Annotated in this window: 25 protein-coding genes; 13 read left to right on the top strand and 12 right to left on the bottom strand. The window is 73.7% G+C overall.

The genetic code is table 11. The features are described 5' to 3' along the window. Nucleotides 1-125: 125 nt before the first annotated feature. The 4 genes from CYQ11_RS01600 to CYQ11_RS01585 all read right to left on the bottom strand — a co-directional run bounded on the left by CYQ11_RS01600 (nucleotide 126) and on the right by CYQ11_RS01585 (nucleotide 6,699). Nucleotides 126-1,544, bottom strand: coding sequence for a M1 family metallopeptidase (locus CYQ11_RS01600; protein WP_099199318.1), 1,419 nt, complete (start codon nucleotides 1,542-1,544; stop codon nucleotides 126-128). Next, a complete protein-coding gene (locus CYQ11_RS01595) occupies nucleotides 1,541-5,524 on the bottom strand; it encodes a Pls/PosA family non-ribosomal peptide synthetase (RefSeq protein ID WP_099199290.1) in 3,984 nt (1,327 codons plus the stop codon). Before CYQ11_RS01595 ends, CYQ11_RS01600 begins: the two co-directional genes overlap by 4 nt. Before the next feature lie 345 nt (nucleotides 5,525-5,869). Beyond that, a complete protein-coding gene (locus CYQ11_RS01590; RefSeq protein WP_099199289.1) occupies nucleotides 5,870-6,220 on the bottom strand; it encodes a DUF4190 domain-containing protein in 351 nt (116 codons plus the stop codon). A 173-nt stretch (nucleotides 6,221-6,393) separates the two neighbouring features. Next, entirely contained in the window at nucleotides 6,394-6,699 is a 306-nt protein-coding gene (locus tag CYQ11_RS01585) for a hypothetical protein (protein WP_099199288.1), read from the bottom strand. A gap of 305 nt (nucleotides 6,700-7,004) precedes the next feature. On the opposite strand from CYQ11_RS01585, the gene CYQ11_RS01580 reads away from it, so the two are divergent. After that, entirely contained in the window at nucleotides 7,005-8,642 is a 1,638-nt protein-coding gene (locus CYQ11_RS01580) for a hypothetical protein (RefSeq protein WP_099199287.1), read from the top strand. Between the two features lie 108 nt (nucleotides 8,643-8,750). Here CYQ11_RS01580 and CYQ11_RS01575 read toward each other — a convergent pair whose 3' ends face one another. Then, nucleotides 8,751-9,086, bottom strand: coding sequence for a hypothetical protein (locus tag CYQ11_RS01575; protein WP_146104629.1), 336 nt, complete (start codon nucleotides 9,084-9,086; stop codon nucleotides 8,751-8,753). Between the two features lie 175 nt (nucleotides 9,087-9,261). Here CYQ11_RS01575 and CYQ11_RS01570 point away from each other — a divergent pair, with 175 nt between their 5' ends. Next, nucleotides 9,262-10,404, top strand: coding sequence for an oxidoreductase (locus CYQ11_RS01570; protein ID WP_099199285.1), 1,143 nt, complete (start codon nucleotides 9,262-9,264; stop codon nucleotides 10,402-10,404). Between the two features lie 81 nt (nucleotides 10,405-10,485). After that, on the top strand, nucleotides 10,486-11,079 hold the full coding sequence (locus tag CYQ11_RS01565; protein ID WP_099199284.1) for a CGNR zinc finger domain-containing protein: 594 nt from the start codon (nucleotides 10,486-10,488) through the stop codon (nucleotides 11,077-11,079). Nucleotides 11,080-11,110: 31 nt separating this feature from the next. Here CYQ11_RS01565 and CYQ11_RS01560 read toward each other — a convergent pair whose 3' ends face one another. The 3 genes from CYQ11_RS01560 to CYQ11_RS30600 all read right to left on the bottom strand — a co-directional run bounded on the left by CYQ11_RS01560 (nucleotide 11,111) and on the right by CYQ11_RS30600 (nucleotide 14,798). Continuing rightward, nucleotides 11,111-12,157 (bottom strand): chitinase, encoded by a 1,047-nt coding sequence (locus CYQ11_RS01560; RefSeq protein WP_099199283.1) that lies wholly within the window; start codon nucleotides 12,155-12,157, stop codon nucleotides 11,111-11,113. A 277-nt stretch (nucleotides 12,158-12,434) separates the two neighbouring features. Continuing rightward, the gene (locus CYQ11_RS01555) at nucleotides 12,435-14,039 is read right to left on the bottom strand and encodes an ABC-F family ATP-binding cassette domain-containing protein (protein ID WP_181143540.1); all 1,605 of its coding nucleotides are present in this window, start codon (nucleotides 14,037-14,039) and stop codon (nucleotides 12,435-12,437) included. Nucleotides 14,040-14,126: 87 nt separating this feature from the next. Further along, nucleotides 14,127-14,798 carry an FAD-dependent monooxygenase gene (locus CYQ11_RS30600; protein ID WP_107489252.1) on the bottom strand — a complete coding sequence of 224 codons (672 nt, stop codon included), beginning with the start codon at nucleotides 14,796-14,798 and terminating at the stop codon, nucleotides 14,127-14,129. Between CYQ11_RS30600 and CYQ11_RS30100 the strand changes: the two genes are divergently transcribed. The 9 genes from CYQ11_RS30100 (at nucleotide 14,745) to CYQ11_RS01510 (ending at nucleotide 22,378) form a co-directional block, all read left to right on the top strand. Beyond that, nucleotides 14,745-14,873 (top strand): TetR/AcrR family transcriptional regulator C-terminal domain-containing protein, encoded by a 129-nt coding sequence (locus CYQ11_RS30100; RefSeq protein ID WP_275666396.1) that lies wholly within the window; start codon nucleotides 14,745-14,747, stop codon nucleotides 14,871-14,873. The genes CYQ11_RS30600 and CYQ11_RS30100 overlap by 54 nt on opposite strands. 508 nt (nucleotides 14,874-15,381) lie before the next feature. Further along, nucleotides 15,382-15,492 carry a keywimysin-related RiPP gene (locus CYQ11_RS01540; protein ID WP_104650939.1) on the top strand — a complete coding sequence of 37 codons (111 nt, stop codon included), beginning with the start codon at nucleotides 15,382-15,384 and terminating at the stop codon, nucleotides 15,490-15,492. Nucleotides 15,493-15,516: 24 nt separating this feature from the next. Further along, a complete protein-coding gene (locus CYQ11_RS30595; protein WP_275666394.1) occupies nucleotides 15,517-16,479 on the top strand; it encodes an asparagine synthase-related protein in 963 nt (320 codons plus the stop codon). Next, complete coding sequence (locus CYQ11_RS30590; protein ID WP_275666395.1) at nucleotides 16,383-17,369, top strand: asparagine synthase-related protein; 987 nt, start codon at nucleotides 16,383-16,385, stop codon at nucleotides 17,367-17,369. The genes CYQ11_RS30595 and CYQ11_RS30590 overlap by 97 nt, the downstream gene beginning before the upstream one ends. A gap of 33 nt (nucleotides 17,370-17,402) precedes the next feature. After that, on the top strand, nucleotides 17,403-17,657 hold the full coding sequence (locus CYQ11_RS01530; RefSeq protein ID WP_099199281.1) for a lasso peptide biosynthesis PqqD family chaperone: 255 nt from the start codon (nucleotides 17,403-17,405) through the stop codon (nucleotides 17,655-17,657). Then, on the top strand, nucleotides 17,654-18,088 hold the full coding sequence (locus tag CYQ11_RS01525) for a lasso peptide biosynthesis B2 protein (protein WP_099199280.1): 435 nt from the start codon (nucleotides 17,654-17,656) through the stop codon (nucleotides 18,086-18,088). Before CYQ11_RS01530 ends, CYQ11_RS01525 begins: the two co-directional genes overlap by 4 nt. Before the next feature lie 65 nt (nucleotides 18,089-18,153). Continuing rightward, entirely contained in the window at nucleotides 18,154-19,959 is a 1,806-nt protein-coding gene (locus CYQ11_RS01520) for an ABC transporter ATP-binding protein (protein ID WP_338105525.1), read from the top strand. A 183-nt stretch (nucleotides 19,960-20,142) separates the two neighbouring features. Beyond that, nucleotides 20,143-20,991, top strand: a complete 849-nt coding sequence (gene bla / locus CYQ11_RS01515) for a class A beta-lactamase (RefSeq protein ID WP_099199278.1) — start codon at nucleotides 20,143-20,145, stop codon at nucleotides 20,989-20,991. Between the two features lie 193 nt (nucleotides 20,992-21,184). Next, nucleotides 21,185-22,378: a saccharopine dehydrogenase family protein gene (locus tag CYQ11_RS01510; protein WP_099199277.1), complete on the top strand. Its 1,194-nt coding sequence runs from the start codon at nucleotides 21,185-21,187 to the stop codon at nucleotides 22,376-22,378. Between the two features lie 15 nt (nucleotides 22,379-22,393). On the opposite strand, the gene CYQ11_RS30950 is transcribed toward CYQ11_RS01510, so the two are convergent. Together CYQ11_RS30950 and CYQ11_RS01505 are read right to left on the bottom strand one after the other, a co-directional pair. Then, nucleotides 22,394-22,471, bottom strand: a complete 78-nt coding sequence (locus CYQ11_RS30950; RefSeq protein WP_466330927.1) for a hypothetical protein — start codon at nucleotides 22,469-22,471, stop codon at nucleotides 22,394-22,396. Nucleotides 22,472-22,505: 34 nt separating this feature from the next. After that, entirely contained in the window at nucleotides 22,506-23,450 is a 945-nt protein-coding gene (locus CYQ11_RS01505) for a helix-turn-helix domain-containing protein (protein WP_099199276.1), read from the bottom strand. Between the two features lie 112 nt (nucleotides 23,451-23,562). Here CYQ11_RS01505 and CYQ11_RS01500 point away from each other — a divergent pair, with 112 nt between their 5' ends. After that, complete coding sequence (locus CYQ11_RS01500; protein ID WP_099199316.1) at nucleotides 23,563-25,062, top strand: alpha/beta hydrolase; 1,500 nt, start codon at nucleotides 23,563-23,565, stop codon at nucleotides 25,060-25,062. A 107-nt stretch (nucleotides 25,063-25,169) separates the two neighbouring features. On the opposite strand, the gene CYQ11_RS01495 is transcribed toward CYQ11_RS01500, so the two are convergent. Together CYQ11_RS01495 and CYQ11_RS01490 are read right to left on the bottom strand one after the other, a co-directional pair. After that, entirely contained in the window at nucleotides 25,170-26,159 is a 990-nt protein-coding gene (locus CYQ11_RS01495) for an alpha/beta fold hydrolase (RefSeq protein WP_240003402.1), read from the bottom strand. Nucleotides 26,160-26,389: 230 nt separating this feature from the next. Further along, nucleotides 26,390-26,821, bottom strand: a complete 432-nt coding sequence (locus CYQ11_RS01490) for a GNAT family N-acetyltransferase (RefSeq protein WP_099199274.1) — start codon at nucleotides 26,819-26,821, stop codon at nucleotides 26,390-26,392. Nucleotides 26,822-26,898 lie beyond the last annotated feature (77 nt).

Here is a 26,898-nt window from a genome sequence, read left to right as displayed (position 1 = left end):
CGGGACGGGCTCGCCCGAGCCCGTCCCGAGCCGGCGCTGAGACCGTGGGCCCCGGCCCGGCCCGGCCGGGACGCGGGCTGGCTGCCGCCGGACCACTGACACAGCCGGTGCCCCCGCGCCTCCCCTCAGCCGTCGGGGTCGCGGTCCGGCAGGTCCGGCAGCCGCTTCTCGAAGAGCCAGGGACGCAGCAACGGCCCGAGCTCACGTCCCGTCACCCGCTCGGCGTGCGCGAGGAACGCGCACGTGTCCGCGTTGCCACCCCGATGGGCCGCGTGCCAGGTGCGCAGCACCGTGAAGAAGCGGTCGTCGCCCACCGCCGTCCGCAAGGCGTGCAGGGTGCACGCGCCGCGCACGTAGACGCGGTCGTCGAAGAGGTGACCGCTGCCGGGGTCGGCGATGCGCAGGTTCTGCCTGCCGGCGGACAGGCCGTGCCACGCCTGCCGGGCCAGCGCGTGGGCGTCGTCCTCGCCCAGGTGCTCGGACCACAGCCATTCGGCGTAGGTCGCGAACCCCTCGTTCAGCCAGATGTGCTGCCAGTCGGCGAGGGTGACGCTGTTGCCGTACCACTGGTGGGCGATCTCGTGGGCCACGAGCGTCTCCCAGCCGCGCCGCCCGTCGATGTGGTTGCTGCCGAAGACGGACAGCGTCTGGTTCTCCACCGGCGCCCCCAGTTCGGCGTCGACGACGACCGCGCCGTACGAATCGAACGGGTACGGCCCGAACAGTCCGGCGAAGGCGCGCAGCATCTCCGGCTGGCGCGCCAGGTCGTGGCGGGCCCGGTCCGCCAGGTGCGCGGGGTAGGCGTTGCGCACCCCGTCCCGCTCCTCGTGGGTGAACCGGCCGGTGTAGACGGCCGCGAGGTAGGTGGCCATCGGCCCCGGGTGGTGGTAGGTCCAGCGCACCCGGTCACCCTCGGACACGCGCCGCAGGAGTGTGCCGTTGGCCAGCGCGTGGTGCCCCCGCGGCACGGTGACGGCGAAGGTGTAGGCGGCCTTGTCGTCGGGACGGTCGTTGCAGGGGAACCACGACGGGGCGCCCACCGGCTGGGAGGCGACGAGCGTGCCGTCGTGCGCGTCCCCCGTGCGGTCCCAGCCGACGCCGCCGAACGGCGAGGCGACCGGTGCGGGCCGGCCCGCGTAACGGATGTCGAGGACGAAGGGCTGCTCCCCGGCGAGCGGGCGCGGGGCCCTGAGCACCAGCTTGCCACTGCGGCGACGCACCTCCACGGGCCGGCCGTCGAAGTGAGCGGAGCGCACCTTCAGGCGCGCCAGGTCGAGTTCGACCTCGCGCGCGGGTTCCAGCGCCACGGCCTGGACGCGGGCGTGCCCCTCCAGCCAGGCCCGCCCGGGGTCGTAGTCGAGCCGCAGGTCGTAGGAGACGGTCCGGTGCCCGTACGAGCCGTGCCGGGGGAAGTAGCGGCGTCCGTCGGGCGGGCGCGGGGCCTCGTCGCCGGCGAGGGCCCCGGCGGCCGCGGTCAGCGGGAGGGCCGCCGCGGCCGTGAGCAGGCCGCGGCGGCTGCAACGGAACCGGCCGCGGGCCCTCATGCCCCGCACTGGCCCGCGCCCACCGGCGCCGCCCCGGCTATCGGGTTGCCCGCCCAGTGGGTTCCGGCCGGCACGCTCTCGCCGCGCATGACCAGGGACGCGGGGTCGATGGCGGCGTGTTCGCCGACCGTCGTGCCCGGCAGCACGATGCCGTGCGGGCCGAGGGAGGCGCCGGCGGCGAGGTGCACGGTGTCCATGCGCATGATCCGGTCGTGGAAGAGGTGGGTCTGCAGGACGCACCCGCGGTTGACGGTGGCCCCGTCGCCGAGGGTGACGAGGTCGGTCTCCGGCAGCCAGTGGGTGTCGCACCACACCCCGCGCCCGATGCGCGCCCCGAGGCTGCGCAGCCACCAGTTGAGGACGGGCGTGCCCGTGAAGGGTCCCGCCAGCCAGGGCACGGCCAGGGTCTCCACGAAGGTGTCGTAGAGCTCGTTGCGCCACACGAAGGAGCTCCACAGCGGGTGTTCGCCGACCTTGAAGCGTCCCACCAGCACCCACTTCGCCGCGGTCGCCGTCAGGGCGGCGGCCACTCCGGCCGTCAGCAGCAGGGGCGCGCCGACGAGCGCGGCGAACCCGGGGCCGCCCGTGTCGAGCGCGCCCTGCTCGCCGAGCAGGACGGCCTCCGCGAGCGCGAGAGCGCACATCAACGGCAGGACACGGCACACCTCGACCGCCGCGCGGGCCAGGACGAGGCGCCGGGGCGGCTCGAAGGTGCGCCCCGCGTCGACGGCCGAGGCGACGCGCGGCAGCGGCATCGCGGGCCGGCCGAGCCAGGAACCTCCGGGCTCGCCGTGTTCCGGGGCGTCGGAGAGCACACCGACGAGTCCGTCGTCCGGGACGGTGCGGCCGGGCCCGACGATGCCGGAGTTGCCCACGAAGGCGCGCCTGCCGATGCGTACGCGACCCAGTCGCATCCGGCCGGCCTTGAGTTCGAAGGGTGCGACCAGCGTGTCGTCGGCGAGGAACGCCCCGTCCTCGACGGTGAGCAGCGACGGCAGCGGCAGGACCGTGGAGATCTCGGTGCGGCGGCCGACGCGTGCGCCGAGCATGCGCAGCCACACGGGCGTGGCCAGGCTCGCGTACAGGGGGAACAGGCTGGTGCGGCTGCCGTCGAGGAGCCGGGTCACCAGCCAGACCCGCCAGGCCACACCGCCGTCGACGGGGTGGTCGCCGGGGGTGATGCCGCGGCCGAGGGCCCGGACGACGAGGGCGACGAGCAGGACCCAGCAGACGGTGGTGGCGAAGGCGAACGGAGGCACGGCGGCGAGCAGCCACAGCGCGGCCGAGGTGAGCGTCGTGCAGTCCTTGACCAGGTAGTAGGTGCCGGCGAGGGCGGGCGCGGCGGCGACGAGCGGCAGCAGCGGCAGCACGGCGAGGGAGAGGGCGTAGGCCGGGTTCCAGCGCCGGGAGTGGCGGTGGGGGGAACGGGCCCGGCCGCCGCCTTCCCGCTCCCGGCGGGGGGCACCGGGCACGGGCGTGTGACGGGCGGCCTGCGCGGGAACGAACGCCGGAGCGCTCCCCGTGGCGGCCGGCCGGGCCGGCGAACCGGCCCACGTCCGGCCGGCCGGGACGTGACCGTCCAGGCAGCCGCCCGCGGCGAGTTCGGCTCCCGGGCCGAGGGAGGCACCCGGCATCAGCATGCTGCGGTGGCCGACGCGGGCGTTCGCGCCGATCTGCACGGCGCCGACGTGCAGCGTCGAACCGTCCAGCCACCAGCCCGAGATGTCGGCTTCCGGTTCCACAGCGCTTCCCGCACCGAACTCGGCGAGACCGGTGACCGGCGGCATGGCGTGCAGGGAGACGTTCCGGCCGGTCACGCAGCCCAGGGAGCGGGCGTACCACGTGGCCCAGGGCGTGCCGAGCAGCGCGGGGACGCCGAAGGAGGCCACGGTGCGTTCGGCGGCCCACAGCCGCAGGTGGACCCGGCCGCCGCGCGGGTAGGAGCCGGGGGCGACGCCCCGCGTGAGCAGACGGGCCGCGGCCGCGCCCAGCAGGAACCGGGAGGGGGCGCTCAACAGCACGAGCCATCCCGTCAGCACCAGCCACCAGGACGTGTGGGGCGCCCACGCCCGGGGCGTCAGCAGTCCCAGGACGTTGTCGGCGGCGGCCAGGCCCACCAGGCCGCGCAGTCCGGCGACGCCGAACAGGGCCGTCTGCACCAGGATCTGCGCCGCGCCCGTGCGGCGGCGCAGGGGCCGGACCGCGCGCCGGACCTCGGCCTGGGGGGTGAGCGAGTCGAGGTGCGCGGCCATGTCGCGCAGGACGGGGTGGCGGTAGAGGGCGGCGACGGACACGCCGGGATGGTGCTCGCGCAGGGCGGAGGCCATGCGGGCGGCGGCCAGGCTGGTGCCGCCGAGGGCGACGAAGTCGGAGCCGGCGGTGGGCCGGGTACCGAGCAACTCCTCCCAGAGGCGGGCCAGCCGGGCGGCGGTGCCGTGCAGCGGTTCGGCGTCGTCCTCGTCGGGCCGAGCCGCGGAAAGGGGCCACGGCAGGGCGTCCCGGTCGACCTTGCCGGAGGTGCGGGTGGGCAGGTCGTCGACCTCCGCCAGGACGGGGACCAGGGCCGCGGGCAGCCGCTCGGTCAGCAGCCGTCTGGCGTGTTCCCGGTCGTACTCCGGACCCGGCACCACATAGCCGGCCAGCAGCCGGCCGCCGGCCGGCGTGGTGCGTACGGCCGCGGCGGCGCCCAGCACGCCCGGCAGGGCGCTCAACGCCGCGTCGATCTCCCCGAGTTCGAGCCGGCGCCCACCGATCTTGATCTGGTCGTCCGCGCGCCCGGCGAAGACCAGCCCCTCGGGGTCGGCCCGCACCAGGTCACCGGTGCGGTAGGCGCGGTCGGTGTCGAGAGCCACACAGGCACGGTAGCGCTCGGCGTCCTTGACGGGGTCGAGGTAGCGGGCCACCCCGACGCCGGCGACGACCAGCTCGCCCTCGGCCCCGTGGGCGACGAGCTCCCCCGCCTCGTCGACGACGGCCAGCTCCCAGCCGGTCAGGGGCAGTCCGATGCGCACGGGCTGGCCGGGGTGCAGCCGGGCCGCGCACGCGACGACGGTGGTCTCGGTGGGACCGTAGGTGTTCCACATCTCCCGGCCGGGCACGGCGAAGCGGTCGACGAGTTCGGCGGGACACGCCTCGCCGCCGACGATGAGCAGCCGCACTCCCTCCAGGCACTCCACCGGCCACAGCGCAGCCAGCGTGGGCACGGTGGAGACGACGGTGATGCCGCGTTCGACGAGCCAGGGCCCCAGTTCGTGGCCGGCGCGCACGAGTGAACGCGGGGCGGGCACGAGGCAGGCCCCGTGCCGCCAGGCGAGCCACATCTCCTCGCATGAGGCGTCGAAGGCCACGGAGAGGCCGGCCAGCACGCGGTCGCCCGGGCGCAGGGGCGCGTCCCGCAGGAAGAGGCCGGCCTCCGCGTCGGCGAAGGCCGCGGCGGCGCGGTGGCTGACGGCGACGCCCTTGGGGGCGCCGGTGGAGCCGGAGGTGAAGATGATCCAGGCGTCGTCGTCCGGGACCGGCGGCCGCCCCGCGCCGCCCGACGGGGCGGCGGTGCCGGGCGCGAGCGCGCCGCCGGCACCGAGGACGGCGCAGACGCCGGCCTCGCGGAAGACCGTGGCGGCGCGCTCGTCGGGGTCGTCGGCGTCGACGGGCACGTAGGCGGCGCCGCACCGCAGCACGGCGAGCACCGACAGGTACAGCTCGGCGGTGCCGGAGGGGATCCGCACCCCCACCCGGTCACCCGGCCCCGCGCCGGCCCGGCGGAGCCGCTCCGCCCGGGAGGCGACTTCGGCGGCCAACGCCCGGTAGGTGAACCGTTCCGCCCCGGTGTCGAGGGCGAGGGCCTCGGGATGCGCGGCGGCGGTGGCGTCGAGCACGTCGAGCAGGGTGCGCGGCGGCGGGGGAGGGGCGCTGCGGTAGCGCGCCCGCCCCGTGTGGGGCTCCGGTGGTGCCGGCAGGAGTCCGGGGAGGGGGGATGCCATCGGGTGTGTGCGCCTCTTTTTCAACGTCTGCGGTGCGGACGCCGTCCTGACGTCCGCACCCACAGACGCTGGCCCCCGGGGCGCGGTTCGTAAGCGGTGCCCCACGTTCCGTAAATCGAACACCGGGTGGAGGGCCCCATCAACTCTTTAAAAACCCCTACCGCGCCCGGCTCGTGGCCACCGAATCCATGGCCGAAGCGGCTGTCGCCCTGGCCTGCGCTTGGCAAAGTATTGGCCATCACATGGGGCTGTTTTCGGACAGGAGATTCACAGGATCGACAGGAGGTCCACAGGTTCGACAGATGGTTCACAGGATGGCCGTGGCGGCGGGCCTGGCCCCGCGGGTCAGAGGCTTTCCACGAGCACCGCCAGACCCGCGATCAGGCCACCGACGGCCAGGGCGATCACCACGGTCACCAGGATGACGAGCCAGCCCACGACGATCCCCAGCAGGGCCATGCCCCGCCCGTCACCGTCCAGCCTGCGGCCCCGGAACCGCCCGATGTGCCCCGCGACGATCGCGATCAGGGCGCACAGGACGGCCATCATGATGAAGACGCCCGGGTTGAGCCAGGCGATGCCGGTGGCGAAGTTCCCGTAGGCGGCGACGCCGCAGCCCGCGAACCACAGGCTCACCTTGGCGGGCCCGTTCTTGCTCGGCGTGGTGCGCACGCTCCCGGTCGTACCGCTGCTCATGACACGTCCCCGTCTTCCTCAAAAGGGGCAGCCTACGGTGTGGTGCGGAGCGGGCACGCCCCGGCCGGTCCCGCGGCACGGGACGGTCGCCCGTCGACCGGCCACGGGACCGGCACGGTTCCCGGCCACGGACGCGCCGGGGCACCGGACCGGGCAGACGAGGACGTCCGGGCCTACGGCACGGGCCGCCGCTCGCGCAGCCTCTTCACACCCTTCTTGACGCCCCATCCGCCGATGGTGAGCACGATGCCGGAGCCGAGGCTGGCGAGGAACCCGGGCAGGAACGCGTCCAGCAGCCCGTCCGCGGGCGGCGTCACGGGCTGGAGGACCACCGGGACCGGATACGCACTGTTCGCCGGTGGCGCGCTCGTCGACGCCGGGGCGGCGGGAGTCGCCGGGGCCGCGCCGGCCGGGGACACGGGCGCCACGGCCACGAGCAGGGCCAACAAGAGGGAACTGCGGCGCGGACGGTACAGCATGGGCGTCGTGGTGCGCCGGATTTTCCCGGGAAAGACGTGCTCGGTGTGTGGTTCTTTAGGATGCAACGGAGCCCCTTGGTGGGTGGGAACCGGGCCGCCGTCCCTGCGGCCCTGCCGGTGTCGGCGGCCCGGTCATGTGGAGGCCGGCGGCGGACGAGCCAGCCGGCCTCTTCCAGTCGACACCCCGCGGAAGAGCGGATGACACACTCTGACGAGTGAATGGTTGTCACATAATCGCCAGCCGGGGCGGTCGCGATGGGAGCATCGACTTCTCTGACACGATCTGACACCAGGGAGCCCTCGCCATGCCCGATCAGGAGTCGGGTGAGCCGAGGCCGGACGGCGCCGCGCTCCGGCTGCTCAACGCGATGCGCGAGCTGCACGAGGCGGCGGGTGCACCCCCGTCGCGTGACGTCTCGAAAGCCATCGACGCCCTCGCCTCCAAGCGGGACGACAAGTTGACCACGGCCTCCCACACGACCGTTCGCGACATCCTGAACGGCACGCGGCTGACGCGGCCTGACACCCTCTTCGCCGTCGTCGTGGCGCTGCTGGACATGGCCGCGAACCCGCGCCCGGAGGACGAGGCCTGGGCCGGCATCAAGGAGCTCTGGGCCGAGGCGGACCGGGAGAAGAAGCGCAAGTCCCTCCCCGCCGAGGCGCGGGCGTTCGCCGAGGGGATGCGCCGCCGGGTCCTCGACCCCCTGGGCGGCGACCTGGACGACATCAGCCGCCGGGCGGCGGCCTGCCTGCCGCCCGGCACGGTCGGGGGTCTCACCCCGGACGGGCTGAGGGGCGTCGTGAGCGGCTCCCACGTGCCGGCACGGCACGAGACCGAAGCCCTTCTCGGCCTGCTGGCGCAGGAGGGCCGGGCCCTGTCCGCCCGGGACCGCCAGGACCTGATGGTCTCCTTCTACGCCACGCTCCGCCGCTGCTTCCCCGAGCGGTACGAGGACTGCATGGTCCAGGAGGAACGCGACGCCTGCCGCGAGCGCGTCGTGGCACTCGAGGACGAGCTGCTCGCCCGGGACCGCGCGGCCGCGGAGCACGTGCGCCAGCAGCTGGAGTGGGCCGAACAGCGCGTCGCCGACGAAGCCGCGTCCGCCGCCCACCGGCAGGTCGACGCCCAGCTCATCGCGTGGCTGGAGAACGAACGCATCAAGGACCGCCGGCAGAAGCGCGCCGCCCGGGCGGAGATCGACGCCGTGCGCGAGCGCATGGAGGGACTGGAGGGCGAGCTGGCCGTCGCCCGGGAGGACCTCGCACGGGCCCGCGGCGCAGCCGAGGCGGCCGAGAGCCTCGTGCTGGACCTCCGCCACGAGCGCGACGAGCTCAGCCGCAAGTGCGCCGAGCAGGCGGCGCTCAAGGAGGCGGAAGCCACCCTGACGTCCGCGGTCAGGCAGATGCGGCCTCCCGGGAGTGCGGCCCTTCCCCCGGCCGGCGCCTGGCAGCCCCTTCCGCCAGAGGTCTCCTACGGCTTCGAAACCTCGTACGACCCGTTCGTCGCCTACGACCCTTATGCCTCTTACAGCAGCGGCGGCTACGGCTACCACGACGGCTACGACTACGGCTCCGCAGGACACGCCGACCCCTACGGTGGCGTCGACCTCCTGTGCTCGCCGACGACGTTGTCACTGCCGACGACCACCGTCGTCGGGACCTGGACGTGGAGGCCTCCCCGGCATGACCACCGGGCCGGGGAGGAAGCCCTCGGCCTCCCGCTCCAGGCTTCCGTGGAGACCGCGCCGAGCCCGTCGCCCGGCCCCGAGGCCGTGGTGGCGGTCACCCCCGCCGGGGCGTCAGACGTCCACACCGGCACGTGCCCGACAGCGACGCCTCCCCGGGAAGACGCGGGCGACGCCCCTCTTACGCGCATGCGCCGGCGGGTCCGCTCCTGGTTCCGGCCGGGGTCCGGCCGTCACGCGCGAAGCCGCCGCGACTGACGCGCCGGCCGCCCGTGCGGCGGTGAGGCGCAGTGGAACCTGAAGCGGCCACGCCGGTAGGGGCGGTGAGGGCGGCGGAGATGCCGGCACGCCCCCAGGGCGCAGGTCTCACGCGTGGCGGCCGGCCGGCCGCCTCAGCCACGCGGCGACGTTCCCGGACAGCGAGCCGGCCCACCACAGCAGCATGAAGAGGACCGACAGGTAGGACGGCCACGTCAGCCACACCACGGCGTAGGCCGAGGCGAACGTCACGAGCACGGACAAGAGCACCCCGGCCACACGCGGCAGGCCACGCGTCAGCCAGGTCACCAGGCGCCCGAAGGCGAAGGCCGTGGTGAAGGCGACGGCGAGGGCGGCGAGGGCGAGTACGACCACGACCCTACGCCCCCGCTCGGCCCCCTGCTGCCGGGCGGCCGCCAGGCATCGTCCCGAGGAAGTACCCATCAATGGATTGACTATGTCGACAGGGAGATAAGTGATTGGACTGTACGTCAAATGTCCATGGTCTTACGGGAGAAGCCAACTGCTGGCGTGACGGGGATCACGGAAGGCTGTAGCAGCCATAGCCGTTACGGTTATGTCATCAGCGTGACGTACTGAGCAGAGGATCGAAGACATCATGGCGACGACCACACCCGCGACCTCCGGTGACGCGCTCCCCTCCCGCGCCGCCCGCCTCCTGGGCCGGCCCCTCACCCTCGGCGACCTGACCCTGAAGAACCGGATCGCGATGGCGGCGGTGACCCGGCGCCACTCGCCCGGCGGGGTGCCCGGCGAGGACGTCGCCGCGTACTACGCGCGGCGGGCGGCCGGCGGCGCGGGCCTGATCGTCACGGAGGGCACCTACGTGGGCCGCGAGGCGGCCGCCGCGTACGACAGGGTGCCGCACTTCCACGGCGAGCAGGCCCTGGCGGGCTGGGCGCGCGTGGTGGAGAGGGTCCATGAGGCCGGGGGCCGGATCATGCCCCAGCTGTGGCACACCGGAGTGGCCCGCACCGACGAGTTCGCGGCCGAGGGGGCGCCGGCGGAGACGCCGTCCGGGATCGGCCTCGACGGCCGCCCGCACGGCAAGGCCATGACGCAGGCCGACATCGACGGCGTCGTCGAGGCCTTCGCCCGGGCCGCCGCGGACGCCGAGCGCATCGGTTTCGACGGCGTCGAGCTGCACGGCGCCCACGGCTATCTGATCGACGACTTCCTGTGGCAGGGCACCAACCGGCGCTCGGACGCCTACGGAGGCGACGCCGCCTCCCGCGCCCGCTTCGCCACCGAGGTGGTCGCGGCGGTGCGCGCCGCGGTCTCGCCCGGCTTCCCGATCCTCTTCCGCTTCTCGCAGTGGAAGGTCGACCACTACGACACCCGGATAGCGCAGACCCCGCAGGAGCTGGAACTGATGCTCTCCCCGCTCGCGGAGGCCGGGGTCGACGCCTTCCACGCCTCCACCCGCCGCTACTGGCTGCCCGAGTTCGAAGGCAGTGACCTCAACCTCGCGGGCTGGACGAAGAAGCTCACCGGGAAGCCCTCCGTCACGGTGGGATCGGTCGGTCTGGACCAGCAGTTCATCGGCCCGCGGGGCGGTTCCGGGCCGGCCGGCGTCACCGGCATCGCCCCGCTCCTGGACCGCCTGGAGCGGGACGAGTTCGACGTCGTGGCCGTGGCCCGGGCCATCGTCGCCGACCCGCAGTGGCCCACGAAGGCGCTGGAGGACCGGCTGGAGGAGGCCCTCCCGTACGACGTGTCGCGGCTCGGCGATCTGGTCTGACCCGCTGCCGCCCCGCCCCGGTGCCCGGGGGCGGCGTGAAAGACTGAGGCGTTCAGCACGACGCCGGAAGGACGACCCACGATGACCTGGCCCGCGACCGCCCGGTACGGCCTGGAGGCTGCCCCCGGTGGTCTCGGTCTCGTCCAGGACCTGCTCAACACGGTGGCCGCGGGCGCACACCGGGACCTGGACCTCCTCGCGGACCTCGGCGACGCGCAGCGGTGGGCGGACGGGGCCGCCGCCGGGTGGACGGCCGTCACGGGGCAGCCCGTGCCGAGGGTGGTCCTCGACGCCGACGGCCTCGAAGAGCTGCGGGCCTTCCGCGGCGACCTGCACGAGGTGACCGCCGGGGGGCAGCGGGAGGAGGCCGGGCCGCCCGCCCTGGTCCTGCACTGCACCGCCGCCTCGCTGCAACTGGGCGAGGACGGCGCCGTACGCCTGGAGCCGCGCGGCGCGGGCTGGCGGCGTCTGGCCTCCCTCGTCCTGGTGGCCGCCTTCGAGGCACAGCTGGCCGACACCCGGCGCCGCCTCAAGACGTGCCGCAACCCGTGCTGCCGCGTCGCCTTCTACGACCGTTCCCGCAACAACAGCGGTGTCTGGCACGACGTGAGGACGTGCGGCAACGCCGCCAATCTGCGGGCCTACCGGGCGCGGCAGCGGGCCCGGGAGTGCTGACGGCTCCGCCCGGCACGGCCCGCGGTGCGTCTCAGCGGCCCTGGAGCGCCTTGGCGTTGTCCCCGAACGTCCAGCCCCGCGATCCGTCCCAGTTGACGGACCAGGTCATCAGGCCCTTCAGGCGGTCGCCGTAGGTGTTCCAGGCTTGCGCCACCAGGCCCGGCGACATGTAGCCGCCCCCGGCGCCCGGCTGTGCCGGCAGCCCCGGCACCTGCTTGTCGTACGGAACCCTGATCGTGGTGCCCTGGACGACGAGGCCCTTGTTGAGGCAGTCCGTCTGTGCGGTGAAGCCCTGCACCGTCCCGGCGGAGTACGAATCCCCAGAGCAGCCGTACATGCTGCCGTTGTAGTACTGCATGTTCAGCCACCAGAGCCGGCCGTTGTCCGCGTACTTCTTCACGATCGGCAGATAGGCGCCCCAGATCGAGCCGTACGTCACGCTGCCGCCGGTGACGTAGGCCGTCTCGGGTGCCATCGTCAGGCCGAAGCCGGACGGCATGTGGGCGAGCACGCCGTCGATGATGCGGATGAGGTTGGCCTGCGAGGTGGACGGCCTGGTGATGTCGCCGCTGCCGACCAGTCCCGTCTCGATGTCGATGTCGATGCCGTCGAAGTTGTACGCCTTGAGGATCGGGACCACCGTCTGGACGAAACGGTCGGCGACCGCGCTGGAGCTGAGGTCGATGCCGGCCGCCGCGCCGCCGATGGACAGCAGGATCGTGGCGCCGGCCGCCTTGGCCCGGCACATCTCGGCCGGAGTGGCGACCTTCACCGAGGCGTCCATCCCGTCCTCCCACAGCACGGTGCCGTCGGAGCGGATGACGGGGAACGCCGCGTCGACCACGTTGTAACCGTGGGCACCGATGCGGGAGTCGGTGATCGGGGTCCATCCGAACGGCGGGTGGACGCCGTTCGCGGCCCCGTCCCAGTTCTCCCAGTACCCCTGGAGGACCTTGCCGGCCGGCTTCGGCTTCACCGCGCACGTGTCCTCACGCGGCGGGCCGGACGCCGCGCCCGCCGGCGCCTGCACGGCGAGGACCAGGGCCAAGGCAGCCACGACACCAGGGAAAGGTGACATCCGACGCGACATGAGCGGCCTCCTCCCGGCCAGGGTGGAATCACCTGGCGCGGACTGAGTTGACGGAGGCCCCCGGTCGACTTTCCACGAACGTAGGGTGGCCGTGACCCGCCGTCAATACGTACGGACCAGGAGCGGGGTGTCGCGTGCGCGACCGGTGGCGCCCCGGCCTGGTGACGCGGCCCCGAGGGGGAGCCGCGTCACCGGCCGCCGCGCGGTGCCGTGCCGCCGCCGGCCCGGTGACGCCCGGCCCGGCGGCCTGCTCCGGCGCCCCCGGTCAGGCGAGGGACACCAGGTCCCGGTAGTCCTCGCTCCACAGGTCCTCGTCCGCGTCCGGCAGGAGCAGGACGCGGTCGGGGCGCAGGGCGTCGACGGCGCCCTCGTCGTGGGTGACCATGACGATCGCGCCGGGGTACGAGCCGACCGCCGCGAGGACCTCGTCGCGGGACGCGGGGTCGAGGTTGTTGGTCGGCTCGTCCAGCAGCAGCACGTTCGCCCCGGAATGCACCAGCCCGGCGAGTGCCAGGCGGGTCTTCTCCCCTCCGGAGAGAACCCCGGCAGGCTTTTCGGCGTCGTCACCGGTGAACAGGAACGCCCCCAGCACCTGCCGCACCTCACCGTCCGTCAGGTGCGGGGCGGCGGCGGTCATGTTCTGTCGGACCGTGCGTTCCCGGGCGAGGGTGTCGTGCTCCTGGGCGAAGTAGCCCAGTCGCAGCCCGTGCCCGTGCACCACCCGCCCGGCGTCCGGCCGCTCCTCGCCGGCCAGGAGGCGCAGCAGGGTGGTCTTGCCCGCGCCGTTGAGCCCCAGCACCACCAGCCGGCTTCCCCGGTCCACGGCCAGGTCCACGCCGCTCAGGACCTGACGGCCGCCGTAGGCCTTGGCCAGGCTGACGGCGCCGAGCGGTATCCGGCCGCACGGCGCGGGTTCGGGCAGCCGGATCTTCGCGACCTTGTCCGTGCGCCGGGCGGGTTCCAGGGCGGCGAGCATGCGGTCGGCCCGCCGCGCCATGCTCCTGGCCGTCACGGCGGTGGCCGCCCGCGCCTTCATCTTGTCCGCCTGCGCGTGGAGGGCGGCGGCCTTGCGCTCGGCGTTCGCCCGCTCCCGTGCGCGGCGGCGCTCGTCGGCCTCCCGCTGGGCGAGGTACGCGTGCCAGCCGGTGTGGTGGACGTCGATCGTGGCGCGCTGCGGATCGAGGTGGAAGACGCCGCCCACCACGTCGGAGAGGAGGGCGGTGTCGTGGCTGATCACCACGAAGCCGCCCTGGTGCCCCCGCAGGAAGGTGCGCAGCCAGGAGACCGCGTCCGCGTCGAGGTGGTTGGTCGGCTCGTCCAGCAGCAGGGTGCCGTCGTGCCCGGCGAACAGGATCCGCGCCAGCTCCACCCGGCGCCGCTGTCCGCCTGACAGGGAGCCGACCGGTTCGCCCAGCGCGCGGTCGGGCAGCCCGAGCCCCGCCGCCACGCGGGCCGCCTCGGCTTCGGCGGCGTATCCACCGCCCGCCTGGAAGGCCGCTTCGGCGCGGGAGTAGGCGTTCATCGCCCGAGCCAGCGCGGCCGGGCCGTCGGCATCGGCCATCGCGGCCTCGGCCGTGCGCAGCCGGTTCAGGGCACGGTCCAGACCGCGGGCCGACAGGATCCGGTCGGTGACGGTGACGGCGGGGTCGGCCGGGCGGGAGTCCTGCGCCAGGAAACCGACGGGCCCGGTGCGGGTGATCGTCCCGGCGGCCGGCCGGGACCGCCCGGCGAGGGCGGTCAGGAGGGTGGTCTTGCCGGCGCCGTTGCGGCCGACGAGGCCGATGCGGTCGCCGGGGGAGACGGTGAAGGAGACGCCGGACAGCAGCAGGCGGGCGCCCGCGCGCAGCTCGACGTCACGAACGGTGATCATGATATGACGCTCCGAAAAAGCAAAAGGACACACTTCTGGCGGGGAAGCGGGTCCTCAGCTAGGAGATTCGGGGCGTCGACATGCTCCTTACGGTAGCGAACGCTCCTGGAGCGGGGCATCCGGATTTCCGCCGGACGGCCCGGGCCGGTCAGGGAGGCCGGCGTCGTGGGACTGGAAGAAGTCCAGTGTGTTCCGCGCGCCGTCGCGTGATATGACGATGTCCATGACGGCTGCCGACGCCCGCGCGGCGGTGGCGGCGCGTTCGAACATGGCGGTCTCGTAGGCGCGGACGGCGGCGAAGGGGTCCGTGCGGTCGGCGGCGAGGGCGAGGGCGAGCTCGGCGGCGTCGAGCATGGCCATGTTGGCGCCCATGCCGACCGGTGGCATCAGGTGGGCGGCGTCCCCGAGCAGGGTGACGCCCGCAGTGGGCGGCCACGTCAGGCCGACGGGCAGGACGGTGAGCGTGCGGGGTGTGAAGGGGCCGTCGCAGGCGTCGATCAGCGCGGTGAGCTGCGGGGCCCAGTCGGCGTACATGCCCTTGAGGGCCTCGCGGGCCCGGGCGGCGTCCGAGAAGGGGATGCCGCAGGTGTCGAGCCAGTTCTCCGGGGTGCGGATGGAGAAGTAGACGCAGACGCGGCCGTCGCCGTTGCGCTGGGCGGCCAGGGACTGGTTGTGGCCGATGGCCCTCGCGGCGGCCGGCCGGACCTGGCGACCGGCCGCTACCCCACCCTGGCCGAGGCCGTCGAGGACGGCACGCATCTCGACGCGACCGCCACCTTCGACGCCGGCCTCGCATGCGTGCTCGACGGCATCGCCGCCCGGCTCGCCTGCTGATCAGCGACGAGGACGGAGGAACCCCGGCCGGCGGTCCGCCTCCCGGGCCCGGCGAACCCCCGGGGCGTCGACGAGCGCTTCGGCGGCCTCCGGGCCGGGATGGTTCCCGCCGTCGGGGCATGAGGGAACGCGCGTCGGCTGCTGTAGGCGTCTACTGGTCCATCGGCGTAGGGTCAGCGGACCGGCCGTAGCGGAACTCTGCGCTCCGGCGAGTGATCCGCATGATGATCACCTCCGTACTCCTCGGTAGCGGGACATGTATGCGGATCATTCGATATCAGCAATGCCTGAACGTCACAGTGGACGCACGCTCCTCAGAAAGCCGCACATGGCAGTCACTGCATAATCGGATGAGCATGTAGAACGACTTCCATACGTCCCCCCTGGAATGCCTTGTGGAACCCTCACTGCTCGTTGCTACGTTGGGCGTACTCCCCACGCCCCCCTCTCCTAGATGCAACTGCCCTTGGGAACGGGTGAGTTGGGGTACCAACGAGTAGGAGACGTCATGAAGAAGACGTACGAGGCACCCGCAGCTGTCCGTCGCGGCGCGTTCCGCACCAGGACCGGTCTGCTCGGAGCCCACGGCAACGACCGTATTCTGCTCAGCAAGAACTGAGGCCGGCCGGGTCACTGATCCGACATGCCGAACTCGCATGAGAATGCGGGCACGTGCCGCGGTGACGCGCACTTCGCGGTCCTTCCGGACTGCGAAGCCGCGCGCGCCGCGGCACGGTGCCTCGCCTTCCCCGGAACCCGTGTCCTCGAACACGCCTCAGGCCGGCCCTGGCTCGTCGGCCGCTGGTGCGACGAGGAGATCGTCACCGCGCGCTGCCGGCGGACGGCCATCGCCGTCGTCGGTTGCTGCCCGGTGACTCCCGCCGAACTCCTGCGTCACGTCGAGAGGACGCGCGACCTCGCAGACCTCGACGACCTCGTCCGGACGCTTCCCGGGAGCTTTCACCTGGTGGCGACGGTCGACGGGAGGCTCAAGGCCTACGGCACCGCCTCAGGGCTCCGTCTGCTGTTCCACACGGACGTCGAGGGTGTGCGGGTGGCCGCCACCACCGCCGATGTACTGGCCCGTGCCACCGGGGCCGGAGTGGACGAGGAAGCGCTGGCCACCCGGCTGCTGTGGCCCCTGCCCTACCCCCTGTTCGAAACGCCGGCATGGCGCGGAGTCGCGGCCGTGCCGCCCGAGAACGCGCTGATCGTCACGCCGGACGGCCGCACGGCCCGGCAGACGAGGTGGTGGACGCCGCCCGAGCCCACCCGTTCCCTCGCCGAGGGCGCCCCGGCCGTACGCGAAGCGCTGGCACAAGCGGTCGACGCCCGTACGCGGCACGGCGGCACGGTCAGCTGCGACCTCTCCGGCGGCCTGGACTCCACGTCCGTGTGCTTCCTGGCCGCCCGGTCACCGGCGCACGTGGTGGCCGGGACCTGGCCGGCCGGGACCCCGCGGACACCGACCTGCACTGGGCGAAGAAGGCGGCGGGCCACCTCCCCGACCTGGAACACGTCGTCTGGGACGCCGACGCCTCCCCGCTCGTGTACTCCGACCTCCTCGACATCGACGACCCGATGGACGAACCCACCATCGGCGTGATGGACCGGTCCCGGGTGCTGCACCACCTGCCCGCCCTGCGGGAACGGGGGAGCCGGGTCCACCTCACGGGGATCGGCGGCGACCACGTCGCCTGGTGTTCCGAGGCGTACTACCACCGGCTGCTGCGCGTCCGGCCGCTGTACGCCCTGCGTCAGATCCGCGGGTTCAGGGTGCTCTTCCACTGGCCCCTCTCCGAGGTGGCCCGGGCACTGACCGACACGCGCCCGTACGGCACGTGGCTCGCGGACGCGGCCTCGCGGCTGCGCGACCCCGTGGCCACACCCGCCACCGGGGCCCTGAGCTGGGGGACGCCACCCCGCTTGTTCGACTGGGTCGCCCCCGACGCGGCGCGGACCGTCCAGCACGCCCTGTCCGAGGCCGCCGCGCGCGCCGAACCCCTGCACCGCGACCGCGGCATGCACAACGACCTCGCCGAGATCCGCTCCTGCACCCGCATCGTCCGGCAGTGGGACCGCATGGCCGCCCGGGCCGGGCTGCCCATGGCCTCGCCGTTCTTCGACGACCGCGTCATCGAGGCGTGCCTCGCCGTCGACGGCGCCGAGCGGGTCACGCCCTGGGCCTACAAACCGCTTATGACCACGGCCATGCGGGGAGTCGTGCCGGAGGAGTGCCTGCGGCGCTCCGACAAGGCCCAGGCGTCGATGGACGCCTCCAACGGACTGCGGGAACACCGCGGCGACCTCCTCGCCCTGTGGCAGGACTCGCGGCTGGCCCGGCTCGGGCTCGTCGACGCCGACGCCCTGCGGTCACTGGCACGGCGCCCCGCCACCCCGGGGCTCGAGAACGCCGTCCTGTACTCCACGATCGCCTGCGAAGTGTGGCTACGGAACCTGCCCCGGGCCGGGAAGGCCACCCCCGCCCCCCGGTAGCACCGCCGTCCCGCTCAGCGAAAGGAACCCCCCATGGCGCTACGGCTCGGCACCGACGTGTGCACCGCGCTCACCGACTACGGCACTGTGCTGCTCGACCAGCGCAGCGGTGAGTACTGGGAACTCAACCCCACCGGAACCATCGTCGTCCAGACCCTGCTCGAAGGCGGCGAACAGGGCGACGCCGTCGACGCCCTCGTCACGGAATTCGACGTCGAGCGGAGCCAGGCCGTGCGGGACGTGACCGCGCTGATCGCCCAACTGCGGGCCACAGGGCTGGTCGTATGACGACGCCCAGCGCTCTGGAGCGCCCCACGGGCGTGCCCCTCACCCGGCGGACGGCGGCCCGGCTCGTGCTGCTCCTCGCCGTCCCCCTCGCGTTCCTGCCGCCCCACCGGATCCGGACCGTCCTCACGGTGGCGCGACGCGGTGCCGCACCCGCCGACGCGGCCCAGACCCTGGCCGCCCGGAACGCGGTGTGCGCCGTCAGCCTCTTCTGCGCCGGGCCGCGCGGCTGCCTTCCGCGCTCCCTGGCCACGGCCCTGCTGTGCCGGCTCGGCGGGACATGGCCGACGTGGTGCACGGGAGTGCGCGTGGTGCCCCCGTTCACCGCCCACGCCTGGGTGGAGGTCGAGGGGCACCTCGTGGGGGAGCACGTTCCCGACGACTACTTCAGCCGGCTGATAACCGTCGCACCGGTCCGCCGGCCGCTCACATGACCGGCGGGCAGGCCCCGGCGCCGCACCCCGGGGCACGGCACTCCGCACGGGGAGCCGTCGCCGTCATGTACCGGCTGACCGCCGGACACCGGCCGGCCATCGCCGTCGCCACGGTGTTCTCCGTCGGGGCCTCCGCCCTGGGGCTGGCGCAGCCCCTGCTGGCCCAGAAGATCGTGGACGCGAGCGGGCACGGCCGCGCGCTGTGGCCGCTGCTCGCGCTCCTGGCGGCCCTCTTCCTGGCCGAGGCCGCGACGAGCGCCCTCGGGCGCTTCCTCCTGGAGCGCATGGGGGAGCGGGTGGTGCGCGGCCTGCGCCTGAGCCTGGTGTCCCGGCTGCTGCGGCTGGAGATGAGGGAGATGGGCAGGCACCGCAGTGCCGACCTGATTTCCCGGGTCACCGCGGACACCACCTTGCTGCGGGAAGCGGTCGCGCAGTCGCTGGTGGACCTCGTGACCGGAGCGGCCGTCGCGACGGGAGCGGTCGTGATGATGGTCCTCATCGACCCGCTGCTGCTGGGCCTGGTCATCCTCACGGTCGCCGTCGCCGCCGCGATCGTGGCCTCCCTCCTGACCGGCATCCGCACCGCCGCCGAACGCATGCAGGCGGCCGTCGGCGAGATCGCCGCCGATCTCGAACGGGCCCTCGGCGCCCTGCCCATGGTGCGGACCCACTGCGCCGAGGAACGGGAGGAGCGCTGCATCGGGAGCCGCGTGGAGGGCTCGTACGAGGCGGGGGTGCGGACCGCGAAGCTCGCGTCGGTGATGAGCCCGGTGGTGGAAGTCGCCGTCCAGGGCTCCTTCCTGCTGGTCCTCGTCATCGGAGGCATGCGGGTGGGCCGTTCCGATTCGCTCGGCGACGTGGTGGCCTTCCTGCTGTACGCCTCCTACCTCGTTGTACCGCTCTCCTCGGTCTTCCGGACCATCGGTCAGATCCAGCGGGGCATGGGGGCGTACCAGCGCGTCGACGAGGTGCTGCACCTTCCGGTCGAACCCGCCGGACCGGGGTTCGCCCAGGAGGCGCCGGGAGAGACCGGGGAGTGCCGGAAGCCGGCGTCTCCGTCTCCGTCTCCCGCCGTGCCGGAGCCGGGTGAAGAGCCCGCACCCGTCCTCGCCCTGAGCGACGTCTGGTTCGGCTACGGACCCGACAGGCCCGTCCTCCGCGGAGTCTCCCTGACCGTGCCGCACCACCGGATGGTGGCCCTGGTGGGGCGGTCGGGTGCGGGGAAGTCCACGGTCTTCTCGCTCGTGTCGCGGTTCTACGAACCCGACGGCGGCGCCGTGTTGTTCGACGGACGGAAGGCATCGTCCATGGGCCGCAGGGAATGCCGCTCCCGCGTCGCCGTCGTCGACCAGAGCACACACGTCGTCCACGGTTCCCTGTGGGACAACATCACGTACGGGGCCCCCGACGCCTCCTTGCCGGAAGTGGAGGAGGCCGTCGACCGTGCGAACCTGCGGCCCGTGGTGGACCGCCTTCCCGGCGGCCTGGCCTGCGTCCTGGGAGAGCGCGGCGGAGCCCTCTCCGCGGGAGAACGCCAGCGCGTCGCGCTCGCCCGCGCCCTGCTGGGGGAGCCGTCCCTGCTCCTGCTGGACGAGCCGACCTCCCACCTCGACGCCCTCAACGAGGCGGCCCTGAGCCAGGTGATGCAGGACATCACCAAGCGGTGCGCGGTCCTGGTCATCGCCCACCGGCTGTCCACCGTGCAGAACGCCGACCACATCTACGTGCTCGACGCGGGCCGCGTCATCGCGTCCGGACGGCACGACGAACTCCTCGTCCGCAGCGACACCTACCGGGAGCTGGCACGGGCCCAGAGCCTGCGCGTCAGCGGCGCCGAGGGGGACGCCGCCGCACCGTCGCCGGTGAACTGACCGCCCGGGGCGGCGGTGGCAGCAGTAGCAAATGAGACAAGAGCGATCTAAGCGGAACCAGTTGATCATCGAGGAGCGTGTTACCCCATGTCATAGTCGCAAGTGAAAGGAAGACGAACCTTGGGGACCGAAGGCGCACACCTTTCCCGCCGCGCAGTACTCGCTCTCGGCGCCGGGACGGCGATGGCCGCGGCCGTCTCCCCGCAGACGGCACACGCCGCGACGCCCGGCGGCGGGATCTCCCGCCGGCTGAGCTCGCTCGAGCGGGAGCACTCAGCCCGCCTCGGCGTCTTCGCGCGCAACCTGAAGACCGGCAGAACCGTGCTGCACCGGGCCGACGAACGCTTCCCGATGTGCTCGGTGTTCAAGACGCTCGCGGTCGCGGCTGTCCTGCGCGACCTCGACCGCGACGGCGAGTTCCTCGCCAAGCGCGTCCACTACACCGAGAAGGAGACCAAGGACTCGGGGTACGCCCCGAGGACGGGCCTGCCGGAGAACCTCGCGCACGGCATGACCGTGGAGGAACTGTGCGGCGCCGCGATCTCCTTCAGCGACAACGCCGCGGCGAACCTGCTGATGCGCGAGCTGGGCGGCCCGACGGCCGTCACCCGGTTCTGCCGCTCGGCCGGTGACACGACGACCCGGCTGGACCGGTGGGAGCCCGCGCTGAACACGGCCGAGCCGTGGCGCACCACCGACACCACCACTCCCCGCGCCATCGGGCACACCTATGCCCGGCTCGTTCTCGGCGACGTGCTCGCGCCCCGGGACCGCGAACGCCTCACCGGCTGGCTGCTGGCCAACACCACCAGCGCCAAGCGCTTCCGCCTCGGCCTGCCCGCCGAGTGGACCGTCGCCGACAAGACCGGCGGCGGGGACTACGGAACCAACAACGACGTGGGGCTCGCCTGGACCCCGGACGGGACCCCGATCGTGCTGGCCGTCCTGACGACCAAGCACGAACCCAAGCCGCCGGCCGACGACCCCCTGGTCGCCAGGGCCGCGGAACTGCTGGCGACGGCCCTGGTCTGACGGACCGGCGCCCCAGGCGTCCCTGCTACCGCTCGCTGACCCGGCGCGCGACGCCGCCGTCAGCCGAGCGCGTCGAGGGGACGCGCCGACCGGGCACCGGAACGGCTCTTCACCGGGCTGCGCCTGCCCCGCCTGCGGACGGACACGAGCGACTACGGTCTAAAGTGATCTGATTCCCGCGGACGGAGGCGTCGTGAACAGACAGGACGGTCCCGAACGGCCTTATGACGTCGTGCTCTTCGGAGCGACGGGCTATGTCGGAGAGCTCACCGCCGAGTATCTGCTGGCCCACGCCCCACAGGGCTGCCGGCTGGCGCTCGCCGGGCGCAGCCGGGACAAGCTGGAGGGGCTGCGTGAGCGCCTGGCCGCGCTCGATCCCGAACGGGCCGCCGGCCTGGCGGTCGTCGCGGCGGACGCGAGCGACCCGGTCGCGATGCGGGCGCTGGCCGAGTCCACGCACGTCGTGGCCTCCACCGTGGGCCCGTACATCTGGTACGGGGAGGCGCTGGTGGCCGCGTGCGCGGAGGCCGGCACCGACTACACCGACCTCACCGGCGAGCCGGAGTTCGTGGACCTGATGTTCGTGCGGTACGGGGCGCGGGCCCGTGCGACCGGCGCGCGGATCGTGCACGCCTGCGGCTTCGACTCGTTGCCGCACGACCTGGGGGTCTACTTCACCGTGCAGCGGTTGCCCGAGGGCGTGCCGCTGACGGTCGACGGCTTCGTCCGGGCGCGGGGGATGGTCTCGGGCGGAACGCTGACCTCGGCTCTGACCATCGTCGGGCGCCGGTCGCAGGCGCTGGCCGCCGCCCGTGAGCGGCGGCGGTACGAGGAGCGGCCCGTCGGGCGCCGGGTCCGGGCGCCGATGGGCGCGCCGCGGTTCAGCAAGGAGACCGGCACGTGGGCACTGCCGCTCCCCACCCTCGACCCGATGGTCGTGCGGCGTTCGGCCGCCGCGCTGGAGCGGTACGGCCCCGATTTCCGCTACCGGCACTACGCCTCGGTGAAGACGTTGCCCGTGGCGCTGGCCGCGCCGGCCGGGGTGGGCGTCCTCGCCGCGGCCGCCCAGGTGCCGTCCGTCAGGTCCTGGCTGGCGGGCCGGTACGCGCCGGGACGCGGGCCGAGCGCGCGGCAGCGGGCCCGCGGCTGGTTCCGGCTCCGGTACGTCGGCGCGGGGGGCGGCCGGCGCGTGTTCACCGAGGTCACGGGAGGCGACCCGGGCTACGGCGAGACGGCCAAGATGCTCGCCGAGTCCTCCCTGTGCCTCGCGCTGGACGAGCTGCCCACGACGTCGGGGCAGGTCACGCCGGCGACGGCGATGGGTGACGCGCTCATCGAACGGCTGGAGACGGCCGGCGTCCCGTTCCGCGTGCGCGACGCACGCTGAGCGGGCGGGCGGCCTTCAGCACTGGGGCCGTCTGCCGTGGTTCGCCGCGTGCTTGCGACGGCTCTTCTTCTTGCGGCGCCGCTTCGAGGACATACCGGCTCCTCCCAGAGGGAACTTTTGGGCAAATTTACACCGCTTGCGCCTGATGTGCCCGGCGGCTTGCGGGGACACCGGGGCCGTCCGGGGCCACCTGGGCGTCCAGAGCGGCGCGGAGCCAGTCGTGGGCGGCGCCGGGGGTCGGCCGGGACGAGCCGGTGACTTCGGCGGTCAGGTCCCAGTAGTGGTCGATGCGGGGGTCCGCAGCGAGCTGGCCGCTGAGCCGGCGGCGGAACGCGGGAGTGTCCCGTGTGCCGCGTGAGAGGGCGTACGCGGAGACGAAGCAGTCGAGCGCCTCGCCGTCGCCCGGTGCCCGCCGGGCCCGCATCTGCGTCGATGCCAGCGCGTAGGCCTCGCTGAGACCGTCGTAGAGCACGGCCGGGCGGTAGCCCTCCTCGGCCCGGTGCGCCGCCGGCTGGCCGCGGTCGCCGCCCGGACAGGGCCCGGACACGAAGGCGTGGAGCCGGGCGAAGGCGAGGACCTGAGCCGGCGTCGGATCCGCGGGAGGCTGCGGAACGGCCTGGTCGACGACCGCGGAGACCACCCGTGCCGGGAGCCGCGCGGGCAGCCAGCCCCGCCAGAAGCGCGCCAGGGCCGCCGTGCTGGGCGGGGCGGACACGGCGCCGACCAGACGCAGCCGGTCGACGCGGTCCTCCGGGGCGCAGTCCTGGAGCAGCTGGAGGGCGGCCTCGCGCCAGCGCAGGGCGGCCAGTTGCGAGCCGAGTTCCCGCAGTTGCCCCGCGATGACGTCCTCCATCGTGTCCTCGCGGTCGAGGATCCGGCCCACGTCGGGGACCGGCAGGTCGAGGGTGCGCAGCGAACGGATCAGGCGGAGCCGGTCGAGCGCCTCGGGGCCGTAGCGGCGGTGACCGCCGGAGCTGCGCGTGGCCTCGGGCAGCAGGCCGCGGTCGGAGTAGAAGCGGACGGTCTTGACCGTGACGCCCGCGTGCTCGGCGAGTTCTCCGATGCTCCACATGCCGTCAGGGGACACGGCTTGAACCTCCAGCAGGGGGAGTTCCTACCGTACCCGGGAGCGCGGGCGGCCCAAGCGGCCGGTCCCGCGGAGAACGGTGTGCGAGGAGGCGTTCATGACGACGTTCGTGTTGGTGCCGGGACCCCACTGCGGAGGCTGGGTGTGGGAGGGGGTGACCGCCCGGCTGAGGGAGGCGGGGGCCGAGGTGCACCCGGTGACGCTCACGGGCCTGGGGGACCGCCGCGACCTGGCCGGCCCCGGGACGGACCTGGAGACGCACATCGAGGAGCTGGCGCGGCTGCTCGACCGCATCGACGCCCCGCAGGTCGTGATCGCCGGACACGGCGCCGGCATCCACCCGGTCCTGGGCGTCGCCGACCGGCGCCCGGACCGCGTCGGCAGGATCGTGCACGTCGACGCCGGCATGCCCCGGGACGGCGAGTCGGTGCTCGACCTGATGCCCGACCCGGCGGCGCGCGAGCGGCTGCTGGACCGGGCCGAGGACGGCTGGCGCGTCCCCCCGCCGACCGCCGCCGAGTGGCCGGCCCGGGGGAGTACGGCCGGTGTCCCCGACGACGAGCTGGCACGGCTGGTCCGCCTCGCCGCACCGCAGCCCGTGCGCACGCTCGACCAGCCGCTCCGGCTGTCGGGGCGGGCCGACGGAGTGCCGACGACCGGCGTGCTGTGCACCGCCAACGGGTCGAGCATCGCCATGGTCGAACTCGTGATGAGCATGGGGGACCCGCGCTACCGGAAACTGACCGACCCCCGGGTGACCTTCTTCGAACTCGACACCGGACACTGGCCGATGCTCTCCACCCCCGACGAGCTGGCCGGCGTACTGCTGCGCGCCGCCGCGGGAGAAGGCCGGCGAGTGACGGTGACGCCGTGCGAGCGGCCCGTTCACCCCCGGCCGTTCCTCCTGGACGTACCGGAGCGGCCTCGCGAGCGGACGGGGCGGATCGACCTCTACCCCCCGGACGCCGACGAGCCCCGCCCCGCGGTGGTGTTCGTCCACGGCGGCCCGGTGCCCGAAAGCGCGCAGCCGACGCCGCGCGACTGGCCGTCCTTCGTCGGCTACGGCCGCTACGCGGCGAGCCTCGGCGCGGTCGGCGTGACGCTGGACCACCGGCTGCACGGCCTGGGCGACTACGGGCGCGCGGCGCAGGACGTCGCCGAAGCGGTGGAGCTGGTACGGGCCGATCCCCGCGTCGACGGGCAACGCGTCGCGCTGTGGTTCTTCTCGGCCGGCGGACTGCTGTCGGCGGACTGGCTCGCGGCGCCCCCGCCGTGGCTGCGCTGCGTCGCGGCGACCTACCCCGTGCTCGCCCCGCTGCCGGGCTGGGGCCTCGCCGACTCCCGGTTCCGTCCCGCGGTCGCGGTGAGGGCGGCGGAGAGGCCGCCGATCGTGCTGACGCGGGTGGGGCTGGAGAACGCGCAGATCGCCGGGACGGTGGAGGAGTTCCTGAGGGCGGCAGAGGACTGCGACGCCGAGGTCGAGGTGATCGACGTGCCGCTCGGCCACCACGGTTTCGAGACGATCGACCACACGGCGCAGACGCGCCACGCGGTGGAGCGGGCGATGGGGTCCGTGCTGCGGCACCTGCGGCAGTGATGCCCGAGGGGGCCGCGGCCTCACGGCGGCGGCCCCCGAAGGGCGGCCTCCAGGACTGGAGCGCCAGGGCGACCACTAAGCGGTCATGACGGGGGTGAACTCGCGGCTCACACCGAGCCGGGCAGCTGCGTCAGGAAGTCGACGAGTGCCGCGTTGACCTCCGCGGGCCGCTCCTGCTGGGTCCAGTGCCCGCAGCCGGGCAGCCGCACGCTGCGGTGCAGCTTCGGCGCCACGCGGTCCAGACCCGCGATCAGCTGGTCCATGCCGGCCATCGAAGTGACCATGTCGCGGTCGCCGTACACGTACAGCGCCGGCACCTCGATGCCGCGCCCGCGGAACGGCGCGAGCAGCTCCTGGTTGCGCTCGATGTTGCGGTACCAGTTCAGCGGGCCGGTGAAGGCGTGCTCGCCGTGCCCGGCGTAGTCCTCGGCGAAGGCCTGGACGTCCTCCTCGGTGAGCCAGCCGGGGAGTTCCTTCGGCTCGGGGACGGTGTCCAGCAGCGAGAGGCCCTCCGGAATCGTCCAGGGACGGGGCCGCTCGACGTTCGGGTTGTCCCCCGAACCGCTGAACAGAATGCGCCGGAACGAGGAGGCGGGGTCCTGCGCCAGCTCGGCGTCCGCGACGCCCGGGCGCTGGAAGTAGAGCTGGTAGAAGCCGTCGCCGTAGAGACGTCGGGTCACCGAGGGCGGCGCCATGCCGCCCGGCAGGACGGGAGGCACGCTCAGACCGGCGACCGCGCGCACCACGTCGGGGCGCAGCAGCGCACTCGTCCAGGCCACCGGCGCTCCCCAGTCGTGGCCGACCACCACCGCCTGTTCCTCACCCAGCGCGTGCACCAGCCCGACCACGTCGCCGACCAGGTGCAGCAGGCTGTACGCCGAAGGGTCGGCCGGCTGCTCGCTGCGCGCGTAGCCCCGCTGGTCCGGTGCCACCACCCGGAAGCCGGCCCGGGCCAGCGGCTCGAACTGGTGCCGCCACGAGTACCAGCTCTCGGGGAACCCGTGCAGCAACAGGACCAGTGGCCCCTCACCCTGCTCGGCGACGTGCAGCCGAACCCCGTTGACCTCGATGAACCGGTGCTTGATCGTGTCAGTCACTCTTCCCCACCACTCGTTCGCGTTGTCGGCGTCGAGCCCGACGGGCCCGGCTGCGGGCCGCGGGCGGCACACAAGACGTCGACTGCCGGCGGTCGCCGCAGTCGTCGGGGCCAACAAGCCGGCGGGCGGCGCCATTCCGCCGCGACGGGACCCGGGCCCCCAGGCCCCGCCCCCTGCTCGGCCACGGCGAGCTCCCGTACGGCCGGTGGGGGCGGGGGACGCTCCGTCCGTCAGGTGAGGTCCTTCATGAAGTGGAACGCCGTGATGGACATCCGCTCCCGCAGGTAGAAGCGGTGGGCGTCGGTGCGGTGGGTGGCGGAGTCCAGGGTGAACCAGTGACAGCCGAGGTCTCGGGCGCGCTGCTCCAGGTGACCGAGCAGTTCCCGGCCGACACCGGTCGAGCGCGCGGCGGCGGCGGTCACCAGGTCGTCGACGTACACCGAGCGCAGCGTGCTCGTGTTGACGACCAGCCGCCAGCCGGCGGCCCCCCGGCACACGCCGTCGTCGTCGTACGCGGCGGTGAAGCGCAGCCCCTGGCCGTGGCCCTCGGCGTACACGTCGCGGAACACGTCCTCGGTGAGGTGCGGGCGCAGCTCCCGCAGGACGGGGAGCAGGTCGGTTATGAGGCGTTCGTCGCCGGGGGCGAGGTCGATGATCTTCATGGGGTCACCATAGACCCCGATCGCCGGGGAGGGGACGGGCGCCGTGAGGCGCCGGACACCGAGGTGCTTCCCCCGGG

Source organism: Streptomyces cinnamoneus, from assembly GCF_002939475.1.
In the GTDB taxonomy this organism is placed as follows: Bacteria; Actinomycetota; Actinomycetes; order Streptomycetales; family Streptomycetaceae; genus Streptomyces; species Streptomyces cinnamoneus_A.
The sequence above is the reverse complement of the archived record's forward strand: the minus strand, read 5'-3'. Positions and strand labels throughout refer to the sequence as shown.